The organism is Kitasatospora sp. NPDC057940 (assembly GCF_042887425.1).
In the GTDB taxonomy this organism is placed as follows: Bacteria; Actinomycetota; Actinomycetes; order Streptomycetales; family Streptomycetaceae; genus Kitasatospora.
This window is the reverse complement of sequence record NZ_JBHVPH010000020.1, coordinates 23,578-41,042: the sequence shown is the minus strand read 5'-3', so window position 1 is coordinate 41,042 and position 17,465 is coordinate 23,578. Positions and strand designations below refer to the sequence as shown.

The window sequence follows — 17,465 nt, the reverse complement described above, 5'->3', positions numbered from 1 at the left end:
CGAACCCGCCGGGCTGGGCGGGCTTTTTCGTGTCGCCGTCCGGCGGCACGAGCACCTCCACCTGAAGGAGCACCATGGAACAGCCCACCAACACCAACCAGAACGAGGCCCTCACCCGGGCCCACGGCGAGGTGACCACCGACATGGGGCGGACGGAGGCGAAGGTCGCCGCGATCCTCTCGGCGTTCGGCCTCCCGCTGGCGGTCCTCGCGGCCGTCGTCCCCGGCCGGCACCTCTCCGTCGCCGTCGCCGTCCTGGTCGGCCTCGCAGGTACCGGCCTGGCGGCCGGCGTCGTCGCGGCCCTGGCCGCCCTCCTCCCCATGGGCGTCACGGGGGAGACGGCGCCCGGATCCTTCCTGCGCTGGGCCGAGTGCGACACCCCCGACGAGGTGCTCGACGACCTGGCCGAAGAGCGCCGCGCCGAGCGGCTCATCCGGCGGTCGCAGCTCCTCCGCCGGAAGTTCCGCATGCTCCGGGTGGCCACCCAGATCGGCATTGCCGCGGTGGCGGTTCTGATCGTCGCCCTTGTCGTCGCCCTGGTCGAGTAGCGGCGGTTGAGCAGCGGCCGATACGGCCTCCAGGCGACCTTGGAACCGTGGCACAATCTCAGCGGCTAAGACGTGGCGGTCGGCGAATTCCGCCACCGGGGGTCATACCCCCACCCCCCATGGGCTACCCGGGCATCGGCTACCGTCGCGCGTCGTACGCGGGCACCCTCGCACCCCCCACACCCCCCGAAGAGGAACGCGCGCGTAGGAAGGCCCGGCCTTCCGCTCAGCGGGCCGGGAAGGGGGCGTTCCGGCCCGTGCTGGCAGCCCCTCACACCGGCTCTGACCTGCGGAAACGTGACCGGGTTTGCAAGAGTGTCACTAGCCCCGTAATGTTCTCCCCGTCGCCACCACGGAACGCCAGCCGCAAGGCAGGGCGGGACGGGGAGGCGGGCAGTCGAAGCGATTGCGAGAGTTGCGAACGCAAAGGCCAGCCCACTAGGGTTGGAACCAACGCCACACCGGACAACCGAGACCGGGCCGCACGAGCGGCGCCGCCGGGAAGATGGGCAGGCGGGATCGCAGCGAAGCGATTGCGAGACTTGCGAAACGGGAGAATGGCCCGATAGGGTCGAACTCGACACCAACCGGGTCAAACCGGGAGGTAGCAGAACTTGAGCTTGTCGCTCGCCCGGCCCCACCCCTTCGGGGGTGGATGTCGCAGTCGCCAGCCTGGCGGTGTGGGTGGGTACGCAGGGCGACGGTAGGCCCGAAGATGCGTGATCCGGAGGCGGGGCATCCCGCCGGTGATGGCAGCGTGTCGGAGATGACGCCGAACCCCTGGGGTACAGCCAACGTAACAGGCAGTGGCGCGGACCTTCCCGTCCGCAAGTCCCGCCCGTACGGCCTTGGTGAAGCCGCGAACCGCCCCGTCCCGGGGTAGGCGTGGTGGGAAGCTGTCCACGGATGCCCGTGGACGGTGATGTCAGGGGAACCGTGTGGACTTCGGAGGTCAGGGCTCACCGTTCACATCGAACGGGCCGGAGAGATCCGGCCGGAACGAAGCGAAGCGGCCGGAAGGATCCGGCCGGTCCTGCGGGTGAGGGACGGTGAGCCCGGTGGTCGGAGTAATCCTGCCGCTGAACCCCGAGTGATCACCCGAAGTTGAACGATCTGGCCCAGTAGGGCCAGGGCCCCCCGGACGCCATGGGCGTAGGTGCGAAACCGCCGGGGGGTTCTTGTCGGGCTGATTGCGAGAGTGTAACTAGCCCGTTCCGTGCGCCACTCGGCGGCACGGCAAGGTGCCAGGCGTCCGCCTGGCGAAGCAAGGGAGAACCATGGACTTCATCATCACCGCCACCCCCGTCAGCCTGGCCAAGTCTGGCCGGCCGGTCCTGGGTCTCCAGGAGCAGTTCGACAACCTGACCGAGCGCCACTTCGAGATGGCTCGGGAGCTGGACGCGGCCCGCGCCAAGCTGGCCAAGGCCGAGGTCCGGGAGCAGGTCTGGGCTGACATGATGATCGGCGCGCTCGACCGGGTCGAGAACCTGGAGGCTGTGGTCGAGGAGCAGGCGGTCACCATCGTCGGCTTGGACCTGTTCGTCTCCTCCCTGGAGATCTCCATCTTCTTCGACGGTCAGGCCTGATTGCGAGAGTGTAACTAGGCGAAACGCCCCCTTCGGGGCGTCCGCCCGGGGTGGTGCCCGGGTGCTGATGAGCCAGCCGCTCAACTCCGAAAGCGAGACAACATGACCTCCACCCGCATCAGCGACGTGGAAGACGAGGCGATGGCCGAGTACGCCCTCGGCCTCGACGATGACTACCGCTCCTGGCCGTCGTGGTGTACCTCCTTGAGCCGCAGGACCGAGGCCCCGACGCATGTCGAACTGTTCAGCTACACCGAGTACCCCCTGAGCATCACGGATGCGTCCAACTACCGCGTGGCGATCAGGCTGATCCGGGACGCAGCCGACAAGGGGCGTGACGACACCGCGGCCTCGGGGGAGCATCTCGTCGAGGTCGACGGCTCCGCGATGCACTACGGCTCCGCGACCGTCCTGTACGTCCAGGTCTACGAGGGTGGCTGCAAGACCGACTGCCCCGGTACTCATACCGACGAGTGCGAGCCGGATTGTGACCCTGACCTGGACTTCTGCTTCGGCGACGCCTGCGAGGGCGACTGCCACGGAACCCGTCGGTACACGGCCGCCTTCCGTGAGGCGGTCGCCCTCGCCGAGGGGGTGAAGCACGGGTACCCGCTGCTCGATGAGGAGGACTACAGCGAGTTGGAGGACGAGGTGTTCCAGGAGAACCTCCAGCTCGCCCTCGACGAGGTCCGGCGGGAGTTCGACCTGGACGAGGAGCACGACCACGAGGCGATCGTCGAGCGGGCCCACAATGGCCTGCGCGACCTGAAGTACGAGGCATGGTCGGCCGGCGACGTGTCGACCCGCAAGGTGGCAGAGGTGTACGCCGTGCATCGCGATGCGTACTTCGACGACCGGGCCCGCGACTTCCTCTGGGGTGCCATGCACGGGCAGGTCGAGCTGTTCGCGGTCTGATTGCGAGAGTGTAACTAGGCGAAACGCCCCCCTCGGGGGCGTCCGCCCGGGGTGGTGCCCGGGTGCTGATGATGCCAGCCGCATCCGTCCATACGAGGTCAAGTTGAAGACCACCCTGCACAAGATCTACTGCACGCTGAACCCCTGGGCCGGTCGCCGGGCCGAACGAGAGGCGTGGCAGAAGTTCAGTGATGCCGCGATGGCCTACTTGGAGTGCTCCGAGCGGTCGGCAACCGAACACGACCAGCTTCGCAAGGACGTCGACGAGCTCATCGACGTGCTCAATGACGGCATGCTGGCGGACTCGATCGGGGAGCGCCTCACCTGCACCGAGGCCGACGCCTTGGCGAGGTTCTTTGCCCGAACCGGGCACTCGCACGTCGCCGAGCTGTGGCTGGGGTGCCACGCCGAGGGCGACGACGGCGGCGATCTGCACCGCGACTACAAGGACGAGAAGGACGCCACCGGCACGGTCGTGGACCTCGACAAGTACCTCGTCGAACTGGCGGCGTGATCATGATCTGCGACTTCTGCATCTTCGGCCGGGCCACCTCCATGTTCGTGATCCCGATGGGGTTCTCGCTCTCGGTGGTTGACGATTTGGCCCAGCTCACCGAGCTGGACGGCGGCCGATGGCCCTCCTGCGACGACTGCGAGCCGCTGGTCGAGCAGCGTGAGGAGGCTGAGCTGACCGCCCGAGTCATGTCCGTCTTCAGGGAGAGCGGCCTGCTGTCCAGCTTCTCCCCGGAGGAGCTCGCGGCAATCGAGTCCCACCTTGACGGGAAGTTCACCGCGCTGTTCGACGCGGATCCGATCAAGCAGCCGATCTAGGCGAAACGCACAGGCCTGCCCGCGGTGGCCGGCCTGCGCGTCGGGGCGGGGTGGTGCCCGCCTCCTGACGATGCCAGCCGCATCCTGCGATTCCAGAGGTACACGTGACCAGCCAGAACAACCCCATGCTCGCCAAGGTCCGAGCGATCCTCGCCAAGGCCGAAGACCCGGCCGCCTCCCCAGCAGAGTCCGAGGCGTACTTCGCCAAGGCCGCCGCCCTCATGGCGAAGTACGGCATCGAGGAGACGATGCTTGCGGCAGCCAAGGCGCTGCCCGCGAAGCCGACGAGCCGCCTGATCAAGATCGAAGGCACCTACGCGAAGGACCGCCAGCAGCTCCTGAACCACGTGGCGGTGGCGCTCGGCGCGAGCACCGTCCTCACCAAGGTCCGCGACGAGACGACCGACAAGGTCGTCAGCGCCGTCGACATCTTCGCCTACGAGTCCGACCTCGACCGGATCGAGCTGCTGTACACGTCGCTGATGCTCCAGGCGTTCAACGGGATGCGACATGTCCGTCCGCTTCCCGGGGAGTCGACCACCAGCTACCGGAAGACGTGGCTGAGCGGCTTCGCGACCGCTGTCTATCACCGCCTCAAGAAGGCCGAGGAGGACGCGCAGTCCAGCTACGAGGAGTCCACGGGCACCTCGACCGCCTTGGTCCTCGCCGACCGCAAGACGCTGATCGAGGTCGAACGCGGCCGCAAGTACAAGAAGCTCCGGAAGACCCCGAAGCGGAAGCTCACCGGCTCGGGCTGGGGCGCGGGCAGCGCGGCTGGCCAGCGGGCCGACCTCGGCGGGAACCGCCTCGCCGAGACCCGCCGCCCCGCGCTGGTCGGGTGATCCCGTGACGACCGTGAAGCACATCCTGTGCGGCCCCCAGGGCGAGGAAATCGGCACCGGCTACTACCACTTCGGGTGGACGGCCACCAGGACAGATCGCGTACTCAGGCATACCTACCCGGACGGCACCGAACGCCTCGTCTGGGCCGATGTCGACGGCCGGGCGCTGATAACCGGCTGGTTCAAGCCCGGCTGGCACACAACCCTCTGACACCTTGCCGGCCGCCCTGTTCAGCAGGGCGGCCGGCCCTCCCAGACAGGACCCCTCATGCGTGCATACCGCCGACTCGGCATGGTCGTCGGCCTTCTGGCCGCCGCGTTTGCCGGTGCCCAGTTCCAGTCGCATCTCACAACGGAGCCGCCGGAGCCGCCGTTCGTCACGATCTTCAACGACGGCTTCACCGAGAGCAAGGTCGACGACTGCGAGCAGGGCTTCGCCCCCGCCTGCCACTGGCTCTCCCTGGGCTGACCGTTCCTCCCCGAAAGGCAGAACACATGGAAGCGATCAAGAACAAGGTCCGCGAGATCCTTGCGATACACCGGGAGGTGGAGGAGTGGCGCAATGACCACGACCCCGGCACCCCGGAGTGGTACACCCTGGTCAACCTCGCCGAGGTGGCGGCCGGGCTCGCATTCTCGCTGCCCCCCGAGATGCTCCCCGAGGAGGAGCTCCGAACCCCGAACCCCCGCGAGTACGAGCGGATCGACGAGATCCTCCGCCTCCTCGGAGAGGAGGCGGCGAAGTGAGCGGCCGGTGGAAGTACGAGGTGCTCGCCTGCACCGCCGACAGTCCGGACCACGGTGACTCCTGCTCGCTGTGGACGTTGGTCGACACCTACTACGGCCAGGCGTTCACCAAGGCCTTCGAGGCCGCAGCCGTCAAGGTGCACGCCCAGGTGCGGACGGTCAGCCCGTTCAACGGCAACAGCGTCTTGTCGTTCCACCACATCGAGGGCGGAGGTCTGTGCGAGTGGTGCGGTCCGGCGACCGGCCGGCGTGGGCCATGGATGCGCACGCCCAACGAGAACAGGTTCATGTGCCCGTCCTGCGTTGCCGACGGCGAGGCCGCGATGGACGTCCTGCACGGGGACAACGGCTGGCCCTGGAGTCGGAGCTACTGGCCCGTCCTGGAGGAGGCGGGCGACTAGGCCGACATGGCGAAACCCCTGGAAGGGGGTCGAGGCGGGGTGGTGCCCGCTTCCTGATGAAGCCAGCCACGACATCGAATTGAGGACACATGCCTGCGACCCTGACCGACCACGACGCCCCGCGCGTCTGGATCGGCTGCCTCGCCTGCTACAACAGCGGCCGGCTGACCGGCGACTGGTACGACGCCGATACTGCGGACCTCGTTGCCCCCGAAGACCTGCACTCCGGGATGACCGCTCACGAGGAGCTCTGGGTCATGGACCACGAGGGCTTCCTGGGACTCCTCACCGGCGAGTGCTCCCCGTCCCGCGCCGCCGAGTTGGCGGAACTCCTGGCCGAGATCCCGCCGTACGAGCGCAGCGCGTTCGCAGTCTGGTTCAGCACCTACGCGGACGACGACGCTGACCTCTCCTCCGTGACCGAGGAGTTCCGCGACTCCTTCGAGGGCGAGTGGCCGTCCCAGGCCCACTTCGCCCAGGAACGTGCGGAGAGGCAAATGAGCAACGAGCAGGAGGAGCTGATGAGGACCTGGCCGTTCAACGCCATCGACTGGGAGTCCGCCGCGGTGGAGCTGTTCTCCTCCGGCTACGACTCCGAGGAGGCGCCGGGCGGAGGTGTCTATGTCTACCTCATCGGATGACTGGCGGCCCGCCTGCATGGAGTGCGGCGACGTGCCCGAGCTCCTGGACGAAGACCTGACCTGCGGCCCGTGCCGCATCCGCATCCACCTGGAAGGCCAGAGCGTGAAGAAGACCGTCAAGTTCAGCATCGAGCGGACCACCGAGGCGGAGGTCGAGCTGGAGCTGACCATCCCGGACGAGTTCCTCGACGAAGACGGAGAGCTCGACGACGAGGACGCCTTCTGTGAGTGGCTCAACGACAACCCGCACGAGTGGGAGTTGTCGGAGCCGTTCTTCGAGGAGATCCAGGACACCACCGTCCTCGAAGTCCTCAACGCCTACTGAGTCCAGGAGATCAGCAATGCACCGATGGACCGTAGTTGCGCTGCACAACGAGGACAGTCAGGCCCTCCTGGTCGCCGGGGTGGTGGCGGGATGGCAGGGCGACGAAAGCAGCTCCCTCTATACGAGCGACAACCTATACCGCCTCACGAGCTTCGTTGAGGCCCCGACCGCCGACGAGGCCGAGGCGAAGGTGATCAAGGAGTTTGAGGCCGCGCTCGCCGAGATGGCCGCGGAGGAGGACTAACGCGTGGTGCCCGCGCTGAAACGCGCGGGCACCCGGCGAAACCCCGGTGGTGAATCGGGGTCGAGGTGGGGTGGTGCCCACCTCCTGACGATGCCAGCCGACATCAATCACTTACGAGGATACCCATGAAGCACTACGTCTGGTGCGGCCCTTGCGGCACCACGATTCTCCGTGCCATCCCGTCCGGCGAGTTCTCCTGCTTCCGCTGCGACGCCTCCACCGACCCGAACCTCGACCTCGTCCTGGACGAAGGCCAGACCTGGGGCGTCGACGAGGACGGCCGCCTGTACGGGACCGAGGTGGCGGCCCGATGAGCAGCTACCGCCTCCACCTCCCCCTCGACTTCGACACGCCGGCAGCCGCGCTCGCCTGGTTCGACGAGGCCCAGAAGACCGGCCTGCTCCCGGCCGAGGTGGACCTGTTCCACCCGGACGCACTCGACACGGCCATGCACGGTTACACCGACAAGGACCTGATCGTTCGGCGCTCCCGCGACCGGATTGCCGACCTTGCGGTGCGGACCGGCAAGGGGGCTCGTCGTGGCCGGTGAGGACGGGAAGTGCTCCTGCGGCTGCGGGAAGTCCACCCTGGTCAAGGTCCGAATACCAGCGATCACCATCACCATCGACCGGGACCGCTGGGCCGAGGAGGGTGGCTCCGAGCCCGACAACGACGCAGTTCGACGCACCGTCGTCGAGTACGTGTCCAGCTCCGTCGCGGACCTCTCGATGTTCGAGGCCACCGCGGCCAGCGTCAAGATTGCCCACCGGTGAGCGCCAGCACGACCGCCTTCCCCGACCTGGAGGAGCTGGTCGACCTCACGATGGAGGAGCTGGAACAGCTCGCCGCCCCCTGGCCGGCGCGGTGGCTCCTACCGCCGAAGCCCGGAGAACCCGAACGGGCCGTCTACCTCTGCGCCGGTCCCGGCGGTCTCGAAGTGGGCGTCCGAGACGCGCTCGGCCACGATCTCGACATCATCGGTGTCGAGTTCAACAAGGACGCCGCGGCAACCGCCGTCGCCGCCGGCTTCCAGCGGATCGTGGCCGACGTACGCACCCTTGACCCGACCCACCCGGCCCTCCGCTGGACCCGGGGCCTGATCGTCACCGCGCCGTGCCAGTGCTGGACACCAGCGGGCAAGCGGGCCGGCCAGGACCCCCGGAACCTCCAGATCCTCGACGACATGTTCGCCTGCGCCTGGGAAGCCACCGTCGGCGTCTGGGAAGAGGACCGATGCGGAGGGGGCTGCGGAGATGACTGCTCCGTCTGCTGGGAGGGCTGGTCCGGTCCCATCTACGGTGTGGAAGAAGTCCGTGCCATGGCAGCCGAGTTGAGCGACGACCGGATCGGCCTGCTTGCCGAGGTCGTGATCTGGGGCCTCGCCCTCAGCCGGGCCTGGGACGGCTTCGGCTGGATTGCGATGGAGCAGTCCAGCGCCCTCCCTCAGAGCGTGATCGACGGTATCCGCGCCGAGTTCCTCTGCGCTGACTGGCTGACCGTCGACTTCCACGTCCTGGACGCCGTGGACTACGGGCTGGCCAGCCGCCGCAAGCGGGTGTTCATGCTCGCCGTCCGTAACCGGTACCTCGTCCCCACGGCCGTCCGTCCGTCCTCCCCGCTGCCGGCCACCACCGCGGCGAAGGCGCTGGGCTGGCCGCCCGGCATCAGGGTCAACACCAGGGGGGTCCGAAGAACGGCGGGAGGCAACTGCTGGTCTGCGGACAAGCCCGCCACGGCCATCACGTCGAAAATCCGTGGGTGGTACTGGGAGCACGACCCGACCCACCGGTTCAGCCTCGACGAAGCCGCGCGGCTGGTCGGATTCCTCGCCGGATACCCGTGGACCGGCAGCCGAAGCTCCTGCACCCAGCAGATCGGCGACGTGGTGGCACCTCCGATGGCCTGCGTCGTCTTCGGCGCCCTCCTCGGCCTGCCCTGGGAAGCGCGGCTTCGCGCCTACCTCATCAAGCTCTACGACCGCACCCCGGCCGAGTACACGCTCGCCGTCTGAACGGAAAGACACATATGTCCCGCTTCCACCCCAACCTCCTGCTCCTGTCGATCGCCCGGAAGCGCCTCAGCTGCCCGGCCTGCGAGGCCGACCGCCTCACCTCCATGGCCGACGCGCGAACGGCTATCTGCCTTGCCTCCGACGTCGCGGTCGACGACATCGACCCCGCCACCGGCTACAACTACTCCCGCCGTTCCTACGACCGCGTGCGTGCCTCCTGGGTCGACCTCATTCGCCAGCACGGCGCCAGCGAGTTCTACGAGCTGCCCGACATCGCGAAGGTCCGGGCCCGGTGGGCCGAGAAGCGCCCCGAGTTCGTTGAGAACGACGACTGGCTGACCGAGGCGTTCGACGCGCACCGCGAATTCGTCGCCTCCCTCGGCCGGCCCTGCCGCCGTTCGTCCTGCGACATCCACTACCCCGCCCAGTGAGCACGAGGACCATCGCCATGACCGAGATCATCGACACCACCCCGGACGGCCGCTACCGAGTCCGCCTCGTCGCAGACGAGGATGCAATCAACCCGCGGGAGGATCACGACAACCTCGCGCACGTGATCACCATCGACACCTACCTCGGCCGGTACGTCCCCGTCGACAAGGACGGCGGCCCCCTTGCCGACGCCTGGAAGCGGGTGAGCTGGAACCGCTGGACCGGCGTCGAGTGCTTCAGCCGCTGGGCCCGCATCTTCCATGGCGCGATCGTCATCGAATCCCGGCCGGCACACGGGCCCGCCTCCCTCTGGTACCTCCTCGCCGACGACGCCGCCGCCCTCGGCATGCTGCCGGAGGCATACCTCGACGCCGAGCGCGCCGAGTACGAGGCCTGGGCCAACGGCGAGGTGTACGGCTACGTCCTGGAGGAGGCCGTCGACTGGCGGCGGGCCGGAGGCGAAGTCCGCACCACGTGGGAGCCCGTGGACTCCAGCTTCGGCCACTACGGCTACGGGTGGGCCGTCGTCGTCGCCCGCGAGGCGCTCGCGCTGCACGCCAACCGGCAGCAGGTGGCGGCATGACCAGCCACCTTGCCTGCCCGATCTGCACATCGACGAGCATCACCCTGACCGTCCGTGAGTGGGCCGTCTGCGACACCTGCAAGTACGGGGACCTCTGGGGCCGGTTCATGGCCTGCGACTGCTGGGGCTACGACTGCCCGGCCATCCTCAGCGGGCCCTGAAGAGCAGATGCGATTGCGAGAGTGTAACTAGCGAAACCCCTGGAAGGGGGTCGTCGCGGGGTGGCGCCCGCGGCCTGATGAGCAGCCGAAGCGGAGGAACCCATGAACGGCGAGGAAGTTGAGATCGCCAAGCTGAGGGCCGGAGATCGAGTCGAGGCCGCCAGCTACGACACCGGCGGACGCACCATCACCCGGACCGGCGTCCTGTTGGCCAAGCCGAGGCGCGTGGTCGTTCAGGTCTGGGGGCGCCGGGTCACGAAGTGGCGCCTCCATATCGACGCCCCGGGCTCCGAGATCGCCCGCGCGAACGCCGTCGCCCTCTGGCCGCACCAGCGCGTCAGGCGCCTCGACGCACCCACCGACTCCGACCAGAACGCTTAACCACAGGAGATCCCAAGTGAAGTACGCACCGTTCGCCGACTGGCTCACCGAGAAGGCCATCGCCGCCGGGTACGAGGTGGACCTGCCCCACCTCGGAGCCCGCTCCCGCCTCGCCGAGGCGGCTGGCCTGCACACCGGCAGCCTCAGCCAGATGCTCACCGGCTCCCGCCTGCCGGCCTGCGGGGCCTGGGCGCTCCTGGCCGAGGCTGTCAAGGTCGAGGTCAACGACCTGGCCGAGCAGGTCAAGGCCGCGCGCCGAACCGCCCCCCGGCGCCCGCGGCGATCCCGGGGCCCCCAGTTGATCGGCCTGGCCGGACTCGCCCGATCTGGGAAGGACAGCGCGGCCTCCGCCCTGGTTGAGGCCGGGTGGACGAGGAGGGCCTTCGCCGACCCACTCAAGGAGATGCTCTATGCCCTCGATCCCCTGGTGTTCGGCCCGAACGGGCAACGGATTCGACTGAGCGCGCTGGTCGACCGGCTCGGCTGGGACGAGGCCAAGAAGCTCCCCGAAGTCCGAGCCCTCCTCCAGCGAGGTGGTACGGAGGCCGGCCGCGGAGTGCTGGGGCAGAACGTGTGGGTCGACCAGATGTTCCGTGACGCTGACACCTGGTCGAAGCCGGTCGTCATCCCCGACGTGCGTTTCCCGAACGAGGCCGAGGAGATCAAGCGGCGCGGCGGCCTGGTTGTCCTGGTCGGCCGCCCCGGCCAGGCGCTGATTGACGGGGCCGGCCACGTCAGCGAGCACGCCCTCGCCTACTGCCCGGTCGACGCCACCATCCTCAACACGGGCACGCTGGCGGACCTCGGTGACCGCATCAGGGCGATTGCGAAAGTGTGATTGCAAGAGTTGATATGCCCCGGTCCATTGAGATAGTGTAACTAGCGAGAGAGAGGGAAACCCCTTGAACACCAACACCCTTGTTCACAGCCCTGCGATCCTCGGGGAACTCCCCGAGGGGACCGTGATCCGCGACGCGGACGGTGACACCGGGACCAAGGCCGGAGACGGATTCGCCGTCGTCGGCTGGCGCTACCCGCTGGCGCCTGAGTGGTTCGCGATGCCGGCCACCGTCGTCGGGCCGCCACCCGCAACCGTCCAACTGATCGCCGACCTCAGCAGCCCGCTGACCCTTCCGGTACTGCTCGCCGAACTGCGGAGCATCGCTGCCGACCTGAACTACCTGATTGAGCGCCAGGAGAGCGAGCTCGGCGAGCTTCGTGACGGCTGCGACGACGTGCCGGCCGGAAAGCTCGCCGACTGGGACGAGCTGAAGGCCGACCACCACGAGGAAGGCTCGGCCGCACTCGGCAGGGTTCTCCTTCGCCTGGGAGAGCTCACCAGCACCCGGAGCGGCCCGTGAGGCTGACCCCCCGTAAGGAAGAAGTCTCCGCTGTCGTCGCGCTGTTGGAGTCCCAAGACTTCGACAGCGCCGACCAGATGGCCAAGGCCATCCTCAAGGAGGCCGGCGAGATCCTCCAGATGCGCGACTGGTTCGCCCTCGCGCACACCTGGAACGACGGAAGCCGCGGCCTCAACTGGGCCCCGTTCGGCAACGAGTCCGAAGCCGTCGCCTTCGCCAACAAGATCGCAATCGGGGGCACGGCGCGCCTCATCAAGCTCTACGCCCCCGGCGTGACGCTCGCCAACATTGACGGCAAGAAGGGCTGGAAGGGCTACTGCCAGGACGCCGAGTGCGGCCACGCACCGAACGTCCACTCCGCCGTCGCCGCCGCCCGAGGCGCCTGCCACATCCCCACCTGCCCCTGCGGGCAGTTCCGAAAGTAGACGGAGGTAACCGCATGACGGCCAAGCCCGTCACCTTCTGGACCTGCCCCTGCGGCTCGAAGAGGGCATACGAAGACGCGCACGCTGCGGTGAAGGCCCTGGGCAAGGCCCAGGCGAAGCGTGCCCGGATTGCCGACCGCCGGGGAACCGGCCGCGGGATCCGTCAGGAGAACCGCGCCTACGAGTGCGAGTACGGCATGTACCACCTCACCGCGCAGTCCCGTACGAGCTACCTCGGGGTCGCCGCTTGACCTCGACCAACGCCTGATGCAGGGCGGAAGCAACCGGCTGCTGACCCCGGAAGAAGTCGCGACGTGGCTCAAGGTCAGCGAGATCACCGTCAAGAACAAATACCGCGCATGGGGCTTGCCCTGCCAGAAGGTGGGTCGACTGCTGCGCTTCCGTGAGCGGGACGTCGTGAACTACCTCGACAAGAACTACGGGTAGCACCAGCAGGCCGTACAGCCCCACGAGACAGAGAGGGGGCCGCATGGCCACCGTCTTCCAGAAGTGCAAGGAAGAACCAGGCAACCGTTACTACCCCTGCGAAAAGGTGCGATGCGGTCATAGCTGGACCGTTCGCTATCGAGAGCCGGGTGGACGGACCGCGCGCCAGCGTGAGAAGACCTTCGCGAAGAAGACCGGCCCGGACGGTGCCGACGCCTTCTCCACGAAGGTCGAGCACGACAAGGGGATGGGCATCTACCTCGACCCCCAGCGAGGCGCCATCACCCTCCGCGCGTACGCGAAGGAGTGGATCGAGCGGCAGATCCTTGCCGAGGGGACCATCCGGAACTATGAGGGGTTCATCCGGAACCATCTTGTACCCCACCTGGGCCGGAAGACGCTGGCCGGCCTCGGGAAGCCCGACTTCGAACGGTTCATCGCCGCCCTTCACCGCAACGGCGAGGGTATGGCGGCCTCGACCATCAATGACCGGATGAAGTTCGTGACGGCGATGATGGAGGCAGCCGTCACCGAGAAGCGAATACCCGAGAACCCGGCAGCGGGCGTCAAGATCGTTCGGACGAGCTCTCTGGCCGTGGACGAGGACGAGATCCCGACCCCCAGCGAAGTGCACCTCATTGCGACGCACATCGCGCGCCAGTACCGGCTGACGATCTACCTCATGGCGGGGGCTGGCGAACGTCCGAGCGAGGCCCTGGCGTTCTCAAGTGAATGCTGCCGCCCCGGGCACATCCGAATCCGCTGGCAGGTCAGCGCGAAGGCGAACCGCGGCGACTGCCGTACAACCTTCGTGCCGCTGAAGCACCGGGCGGAAGGCGAGTATCGCGACGTCCCGGTTGCCCTCTTCCTGGAAGAGGAGATCGAGGCGCACGAGGAGCTCTACCCGTCGATTCCTGTCACCTTCAAGGACAAGGGCGGCAAGGAGAAGACGCTCCACGTCTACTTCGCGCCCCGAGACCGGGGTAAGGGGACGATGCCGACCGCATCGACCTTCGGATACCACTTCAAGAAGGCCTGCATCGCCGCCGGCCTGGTCGACGCGGACGGGAAGCCGAAGTACACTCCCCGCAGCCTCCGGCACTTCTTCGCCTCCAGCGCCCTGGCGAACGGCGTCCCGATTCACGAGGTGTCGCGGTGGATGGGTCACAAGAGCATCAAGACGACCGTGGACATCTACAGCCACCTCGTTCCGGGGGCCTTCCATCGTTGCCGGGAGGTCATGGACGGCGTCCTTCGACCGGTGCAGGTGGACGTGCAGAATCCCGCCTCGGAGAGCCCCGAGGACTACGGGACCGTGGCGTAGCTGTGCTGACCTGCGGAATCCGTGCTGGTTCTGTACTGACTTGGCCCGTCCAGAGTGCTATTTCCGCAGGTCACAGCCTTGTCGTTGACATTCCGCTTCAACGTCTAGTCGAACTGCGGAAAGGCCGCCTGACCTGCGATGGAGCGGGTTGGGCGGCCTTTCGGTCCGCAAGGGGTCCGCAACCCTGCCGCCCCTGGCCAACGCAACCGACGCCAGCTACATCGGCATCCCCCGCGCCGCCGCCCTTGTCCTGCCCCCCAACTGCCAGCGTTGAGCCGATCATCCTGCTCAACCCCAAGGTCACCGCCGTCTCCGACGAGACCGACTAACAGTACGAGGGCTGCCTCAACTTCCTTGACGTCCGCGGCATGGTCCCCCGACCCCTGCGCATGGATGTCACCGCCACCACCTCGACGGCACCATCACCACGGTCACCTACGAGTTCGGCCTCGCCCGCCTCATCGCCCGCGAGATCGACCGCCTTGACGGCCTCCTCTGCACCGACCGCATGCGCCCCGACGTTCACCCGATCTCGGTCGAGGAGTACCGGGGCACGGGCTCGTCCTGGGCCTATTGAGAGTGAGTCGTTGTTGGGTGTCATCCGACGATCACAGGCGTACACCCGAGGGCGGGGGTGGCGCCGACAGGGGCAGGCCCCCAACTTGTTGGTGGTGTGGTGTACCTGGGCAGCAGTCGATCGGTTCCCTGCATTGATGGATCGCCGACTGAGGCGATTAGTCAGAGGGCGGCGGCTCACCTACACAGTCTCATTGACATGCCGGTCCAATTCCTAGGCTGTCGGAGCCTGCCAATCCGTATGAGACTTGTCGGCCGAAGCGCTCCATCATCACCGCAGCCAGGGCGTGAGGTCGATTCCAGTTGGCGGGGATGGTGGTGGGCCGGCCTGTGGATCCGATTCCACGGTGCGGGCCCACTGGAGCAGGTCTAGGACGAAGACCATCAAGAGTCGCCGTTGTTCTCTCTCGCTCTCTAGTTCTCGGTCGAGCCGGTCTGTGATCGCGATGAAATCAGCTCGGCGGTTTGAAGAGCGGGACTGGGTCCACGTCAGCAGACCTACCACGAGTGCAGCGCAGGCTGCGGAGAGCGCTCCCAATTCCATGTCATGCCCTCCAGGCCCGCAGCTCAAGCAAGGCGTCCCCCAAAGTCACCTCATACGTGTCGCGGTGTCGACTCAGCTGGGCGCCACTGACGCCTACCAGTGGATGAGTCAAGGCAATTGCGAGATCCTTTGGGTAGGGATATCCCGTCCACTGTAGTTCCCAGGACTTTCCCTCTCCCCATAGCCTTCGTTGCACGCCTTCCCTGAGTGGGAGCCTTTCTTCTCTGCGATCTCCCGGCCGATCCAGTGGGTCCCAATCCCAGCTGGTGGCCCATTTCCCTTTGGGATCTTCCATGGTGTAGCGCGTTACCAAGCCTGCCAACAGTGCTCGGGCGTTGCTAGTCATCTTCGGGATTGCGTCGAGTGCGTGCTGCTCTCGCATTGTCAGCTCATCGTCGAGCGTCAGGTGATCGCGCAAAGGGCTTGCGTCTCCTGCGCTTGAAGGCACTTCTCCAGCCGGGCTGGAAGTGACGACCAGACGTGCCCCTGTGGGGAGGTGCTGCATTACGTAGGTTCGATGGTCGGACTCATGGGTCGACGCTAGGCGCAGGCCAGGGATGCGCAGCGGGGCACCCGGAGAGCGTGTCGGCAGGATCCACGCCGTGACATTATCGGGAGCTCGTGAGTCACTGACGACCAGCGCGTCGTCACGAGATGAGATGACTGGATCGTAGGCACTGAGTGTGCTGCACTCCCACCCCATGCCTGCTGGGGAAATCCGCCCCTTATTGAGAAGTGCCAGTGCGAGGAGGGCGCGGAATTCTTGCTGTTCTGGCCTTGGCGAGTCCAGACCCAGGTCACCTGATGCTCCGACTCCTGCCAACGCAGCGGTGTAGCTCTCCCCGGTATACCTGCGCCGTACGGAGGCCGCCTTTTGGCGAGTCCGACTGGCCTGCCGATGTTGCACCTGAGACGTAGTGGACTGTGACTGCCGACGTTCTGCTTCAACCCCACGCAGAGCAGTGGTGTATTTGGAACCGCTCAATGAGGCCGCGTGTCGTACCGCACGCTTGCGTGCACTGTTCTGAACCATGCCGTCCTCCGGGGGCGGAGGCGCGCTCCCGCCCGCGCCGGCCCCTCGCAGGGAACGACGATGGCTTACGCGAGCCGGAGGCCCTTGTCCGTCGCAGCCGAGGCAAAAGCGGGAGATGTGCCTGGGCCGGAGTTCGGCGTGCGTACCCGCCGATGGGGGCAGTCTAGCCCAGCGGTAGTGGGCGTAGGAGGCTCTCGTGCACTTGGGCATCGGCCTCCTGGGCCATCGGCTAGCGGGCGCGTTTGCTGATCGAGAACGGATACAACTTCGTCGTGTTCCCTTCGGGCTCGGGTGACGGGTGCTACTCGACCTGGGGCGGCCAAAGTGTTGGTGGTGAGGTCAGAGGTACAGCTTGACAGCTGGTAGCTGCGATCGAACTGGTCTTCGCAGGATGTATTGAGACGACTTCGAGTGAAGCCACTCGTTGGGGCTGTCGAATCTGTGACTCTGTGTCAGGTCTGACGCCACTATGTGGCTGCCGTACGGAGGGAGTGGTGGGGCCAGTGGGTGAGGAAGTGCAGCTGGCTGCAGTGGCCAGTGCTGCTGCGGTTGCCCTTGTGACCGAGATGGTTAAGGACAGTTGGGCTGGCGCGAGAGAGTTGGCGATGAGGCTGTTCCATCGAACTGGCCAGACCGAGGAGGAGCGGCAGCTCGCAAGGCTCGATGCCGATCAGGAACAGATCGGGGAACTGAACCGAACCGAGGTCGAGGAGCGGTGGCGCCGGCGGCTGCTTACGTTGGCTGAGGACTACCCGGAGGCCGCAAAGGATCTGGCGCTCCTGGCGAGTCGAGCTTCGGAGTCTCCGCTGACCGGGATCAGCCAGACCGCGACAGGCAACAGTGGGCCAGTGATTCAGGTTGGCCGGGACAACTTCGGCAGTCTGAATACTGAAAGGCGCTGAACGGTGACCGTCGGATATCCGCAAGGCCCTACTTCCCAGTCGGCCTCCGGCAACACAGGCCCAGTAGTACAGGTGGCAGGGCCGAACTCCGGTCCCATCAGCATTACCCGGCGCCCGAAGCTGCCGACGCTCCCTGTTTCGGCGCGAGAACGCAGAGCTGCCACCGAGCCTCTTTGGGTCCACACACCGACGCCGCAGCGTGTCG

Annotated in this window: 29 protein-coding genes and 6 other RNA genes; all 35 read left to right on the top strand. The window is 67.0% G+C overall.

Features of this window, described 5'->3' with window-relative positions; translation table 11 throughout:
* The first annotated feature begins 74 nt into the window (after positions 1-74).
* The 35 genes from ACFVTF_RS26460 to ACFVTF_RS26290 all read left to right on the top strand — a co-directional run bounded on the left by ACFVTF_RS26460 (position 75) and on the right by ACFVTF_RS26290 (position 17,260).
* Complete coding sequence (locus ACFVTF_RS26460; protein ID WP_387816954.1) at positions 75-548, top strand: Pycsar system effector family protein; 474 nt, start codon at positions 75-77, stop codon at positions 546-548.
* Between the two features lie 1,277 nt (positions 549-1,825).
* A complete protein-coding gene (locus ACFVTF_RS26455; RefSeq protein WP_387816953.1) occupies positions 1,826-2,134 on the top strand; it encodes a hypothetical protein in 309 nt (102 codons plus the stop codon).
* A 16-nt stretch (positions 2,135-2,150) separates the two neighbouring features.
* Positions 2,151-2,216: hammerhead ribozyme type II (locus ACFVTF_RS26450), an RNA gene on the top strand.
* 20 nt (positions 2,217-2,236) lie between these two features.
* On the top strand, positions 2,237-3,049 hold the full coding sequence (locus ACFVTF_RS26445) for a hypothetical protein (protein WP_387816952.1): 813 nt from the start codon (positions 2,237-2,239) through the stop codon (positions 3,047-3,049).
* 16 nt (positions 3,050-3,065) lie between these two features.
* An RNA gene (locus ACFVTF_RS26440) (hammerhead ribozyme type II) lies at positions 3,066-3,133 on the top strand.
* 19 nt (positions 3,134-3,152) lie between these two features.
* Positions 3,153-3,563, top strand: coding sequence for a hypothetical protein (locus ACFVTF_RS26435; RefSeq protein ID WP_387816951.1), 411 nt, complete (start codon positions 3,153-3,155; stop codon positions 3,561-3,563).
* Positions 3,560-3,880 carry a hypothetical protein gene (locus ACFVTF_RS26430; RefSeq protein WP_387816950.1) on the top strand — a complete coding sequence of 107 codons (321 nt, stop codon included), beginning with the start codon at positions 3,560-3,562 and terminating at the stop codon, positions 3,878-3,880. Before ACFVTF_RS26435 ends, ACFVTF_RS26430 begins: the two co-directional genes overlap by 4 nt.
* Positions 3,879-3,963: hammerhead ribozyme type II (locus ACFVTF_RS26425), an RNA gene on the top strand. Before ACFVTF_RS26430 ends, ACFVTF_RS26425 begins: the two co-directional genes overlap by 2 nt.
* A gap of 21 nt (positions 3,964-3,984) precedes the next feature.
* The gene (locus tag ACFVTF_RS26420; RefSeq protein ID WP_387816948.1) at positions 3,985-4,722 is read left to right on the top strand and encodes a DUF2786 domain-containing protein; all 738 of its coding nucleotides are present in this window, start codon (positions 3,985-3,987) and stop codon (positions 4,720-4,722) included.
* A gap of 13 nt (positions 4,723-4,735) precedes the next feature.
* The gene (locus ACFVTF_RS26415) at positions 4,736-4,933 is read left to right on the top strand and encodes a hypothetical protein (protein WP_387816947.1); all 198 of its coding nucleotides are present in this window, start codon (positions 4,736-4,738) and stop codon (positions 4,931-4,933) included.
* Between the two features lie 57 nt (positions 4,934-4,990).
* A complete protein-coding gene (locus tag ACFVTF_RS26410) occupies positions 4,991-5,191 on the top strand; it encodes a hypothetical protein (protein ID WP_387816946.1) in 201 nt (66 codons plus the stop codon).
* 26 nt (positions 5,192-5,217) lie between these two features.
* A complete protein-coding gene (locus tag ACFVTF_RS26405) occupies positions 5,218-5,469 on the top strand; it encodes a hypothetical protein (RefSeq protein WP_387816945.1) in 252 nt (83 codons plus the stop codon).
* Entirely contained in the window at positions 5,466-5,870 is a 405-nt protein-coding gene (locus ACFVTF_RS26400) for a hypothetical protein (RefSeq protein ID WP_387816944.1), read from the top strand. The genes ACFVTF_RS26405 and ACFVTF_RS26400 overlap by 4 nt, the downstream gene beginning before the upstream one ends.
* 7 nt (positions 5,871-5,877) lie before the next feature.
* An RNA gene (locus ACFVTF_RS26395) (hammerhead ribozyme type II) lies at positions 5,878-5,942 on the top strand.
* A gap of 17 nt (positions 5,943-5,959) precedes the next feature.
* Positions 5,960-6,511, top strand: a complete 552-nt coding sequence (locus tag ACFVTF_RS26390; RefSeq protein ID WP_387816943.1) for an antirestriction protein ArdA — start codon at positions 5,960-5,962, stop codon at positions 6,509-6,511.
* 31 nt (positions 6,512-6,542) lie between these two features.
* Positions 6,543-6,836: a hypothetical protein gene (locus tag ACFVTF_RS26385; RefSeq protein WP_387816942.1), complete on the top strand. Its 294-nt coding sequence runs from the start codon at positions 6,543-6,545 to the stop codon at positions 6,834-6,836.
* A 16-nt stretch (positions 6,837-6,852) separates the two neighbouring features.
* Entirely contained in the window at positions 6,853-7,080 is a 228-nt protein-coding gene (locus ACFVTF_RS26380; protein ID WP_387816941.1) for a hypothetical protein, read from the top strand.
* A gap of 33 nt (positions 7,081-7,113) precedes the next feature.
* Positions 7,114-7,183: hammerhead ribozyme type II (locus tag ACFVTF_RS26375), an RNA gene on the top strand.
* Between the two features lie 22 nt (positions 7,184-7,205).
* The gene (locus tag ACFVTF_RS26370; protein ID WP_387816940.1) at positions 7,206-7,394 is read left to right on the top strand and encodes a hypothetical protein; all 189 of its coding nucleotides are present in this window, start codon (positions 7,206-7,208) and stop codon (positions 7,392-7,394) included.
* Entirely contained in the window at positions 7,391-7,630 is a 240-nt protein-coding gene (locus ACFVTF_RS26365; protein WP_387816939.1) for a hypothetical protein, read from the top strand. Before ACFVTF_RS26370 ends, ACFVTF_RS26365 begins: the two co-directional genes overlap by 4 nt.
* The gene (locus ACFVTF_RS26360) at positions 7,620-7,853 is read left to right on the top strand and encodes a hypothetical protein (RefSeq protein WP_387816938.1); all 234 of its coding nucleotides are present in this window, start codon (positions 7,620-7,622) and stop codon (positions 7,851-7,853) included. Before ACFVTF_RS26365 ends, ACFVTF_RS26360 begins: the two co-directional genes overlap by 11 nt.
* A complete protein-coding gene (locus tag ACFVTF_RS26355) occupies positions 7,850-9,091 on the top strand; it encodes a hypothetical protein (protein ID WP_387816937.1) in 1,242 nt (413 codons plus the stop codon). The genes ACFVTF_RS26360 and ACFVTF_RS26355 overlap by 4 nt, the downstream gene beginning before the upstream one ends.
* A gap of 14 nt (positions 9,092-9,105) precedes the next feature.
* Positions 9,106-9,522 (top strand): hypothetical protein, encoded by a 417-nt coding sequence (locus tag ACFVTF_RS26350; protein WP_387816936.1) that lies wholly within the window; start codon positions 9,106-9,108, stop codon positions 9,520-9,522.
* A gap of 17 nt (positions 9,523-9,539) precedes the next feature.
* On the top strand, positions 9,540-10,106 hold the full coding sequence (locus ACFVTF_RS26345) for a hypothetical protein (RefSeq protein ID WP_387816935.1): 567 nt from the start codon (positions 9,540-9,542) through the stop codon (positions 10,104-10,106).
* Positions 10,103-10,267, top strand: coding sequence for a hypothetical protein (locus ACFVTF_RS26340; RefSeq protein WP_387816934.1), 165 nt, complete (start codon positions 10,103-10,105; stop codon positions 10,265-10,267). Before ACFVTF_RS26345 ends, ACFVTF_RS26340 begins: the two co-directional genes overlap by 4 nt.
* Before the next feature lie 28 nt (positions 10,268-10,295).
* Positions 10,296-10,358, top strand: an RNA gene (locus ACFVTF_RS26335) — hammerhead ribozyme type II.
* An 11-nt stretch (positions 10,359-10,369) separates the two neighbouring features.
* Positions 10,370-10,648: a hypothetical protein gene (locus tag ACFVTF_RS26330; protein ID WP_387816933.1), complete on the top strand. Its 279-nt coding sequence runs from the start codon at positions 10,370-10,372 to the stop codon at positions 10,646-10,648.
* Positions 10,649-10,664: 16 nt separating this feature from the next.
* Positions 10,665-11,486: a hypothetical protein gene (locus ACFVTF_RS26325; protein ID WP_387816932.1), complete on the top strand. Its 822-nt coding sequence runs from the start codon at positions 10,665-10,667 to the stop codon at positions 11,484-11,486.
* A 64-nt stretch (positions 11,487-11,550) separates the two neighbouring features.
* Positions 11,551-12,009 (top strand): hypothetical protein, encoded by a 459-nt coding sequence (locus tag ACFVTF_RS26320; RefSeq protein ID WP_387816931.1) that lies wholly within the window; start codon positions 11,551-11,553, stop codon positions 12,007-12,009.
* A 44-nt stretch (positions 12,010-12,053) separates the two neighbouring features.
* Positions 12,054-12,434 carry a hypothetical protein gene (locus tag ACFVTF_RS26315; RefSeq protein WP_387816930.1) on the top strand — a complete coding sequence of 127 codons (381 nt, stop codon included), beginning with the start codon at positions 12,054-12,056 and terminating at the stop codon, positions 12,432-12,434.
* Positions 12,435-12,448: 14 nt separating this feature from the next.
* Positions 12,449-12,685 (top strand): hypothetical protein, encoded by a 237-nt coding sequence (locus ACFVTF_RS26310; protein WP_387816929.1) that lies wholly within the window; start codon positions 12,449-12,451, stop codon positions 12,683-12,685.
* A gap of 16 nt (positions 12,686-12,701) precedes the next feature.
* Positions 12,702-12,881 (top strand): helix-turn-helix domain-containing protein, encoded by a 180-nt coding sequence (locus ACFVTF_RS26305; RefSeq protein WP_387816928.1) that lies wholly within the window; start codon positions 12,702-12,704, stop codon positions 12,879-12,881.
* 43 nt (positions 12,882-12,924) lie between these two features.
* Positions 12,925-14,205 carry a tyrosine-type recombinase/integrase gene (locus ACFVTF_RS26300; protein ID WP_387816927.1) on the top strand — a complete coding sequence of 427 codons (1,281 nt, stop codon included), beginning with the start codon at positions 12,925-12,927 and terminating at the stop codon, positions 14,203-14,205.
* A 2,395-nt stretch (positions 14,206-16,600) separates the two neighbouring features.
* The gene (locus tag ACFVTF_RS26295; protein ID WP_387816926.1) at positions 16,601-16,714 is read left to right on the top strand and encodes a DUF4241 domain-containing protein; all 114 of its coding nucleotides are present in this window, start codon (positions 16,601-16,603) and stop codon (positions 16,712-16,714) included.
* A gap of 147 nt (positions 16,715-16,861) precedes the next feature.
* A complete protein-coding gene (locus ACFVTF_RS26290) occupies positions 16,862-17,260 on the top strand; it encodes a hypothetical protein (protein ID WP_387816925.1) in 399 nt (132 codons plus the stop codon).
* The last annotated feature ends 205 nt before the right edge of the window (positions 17,261-17,465 follow it).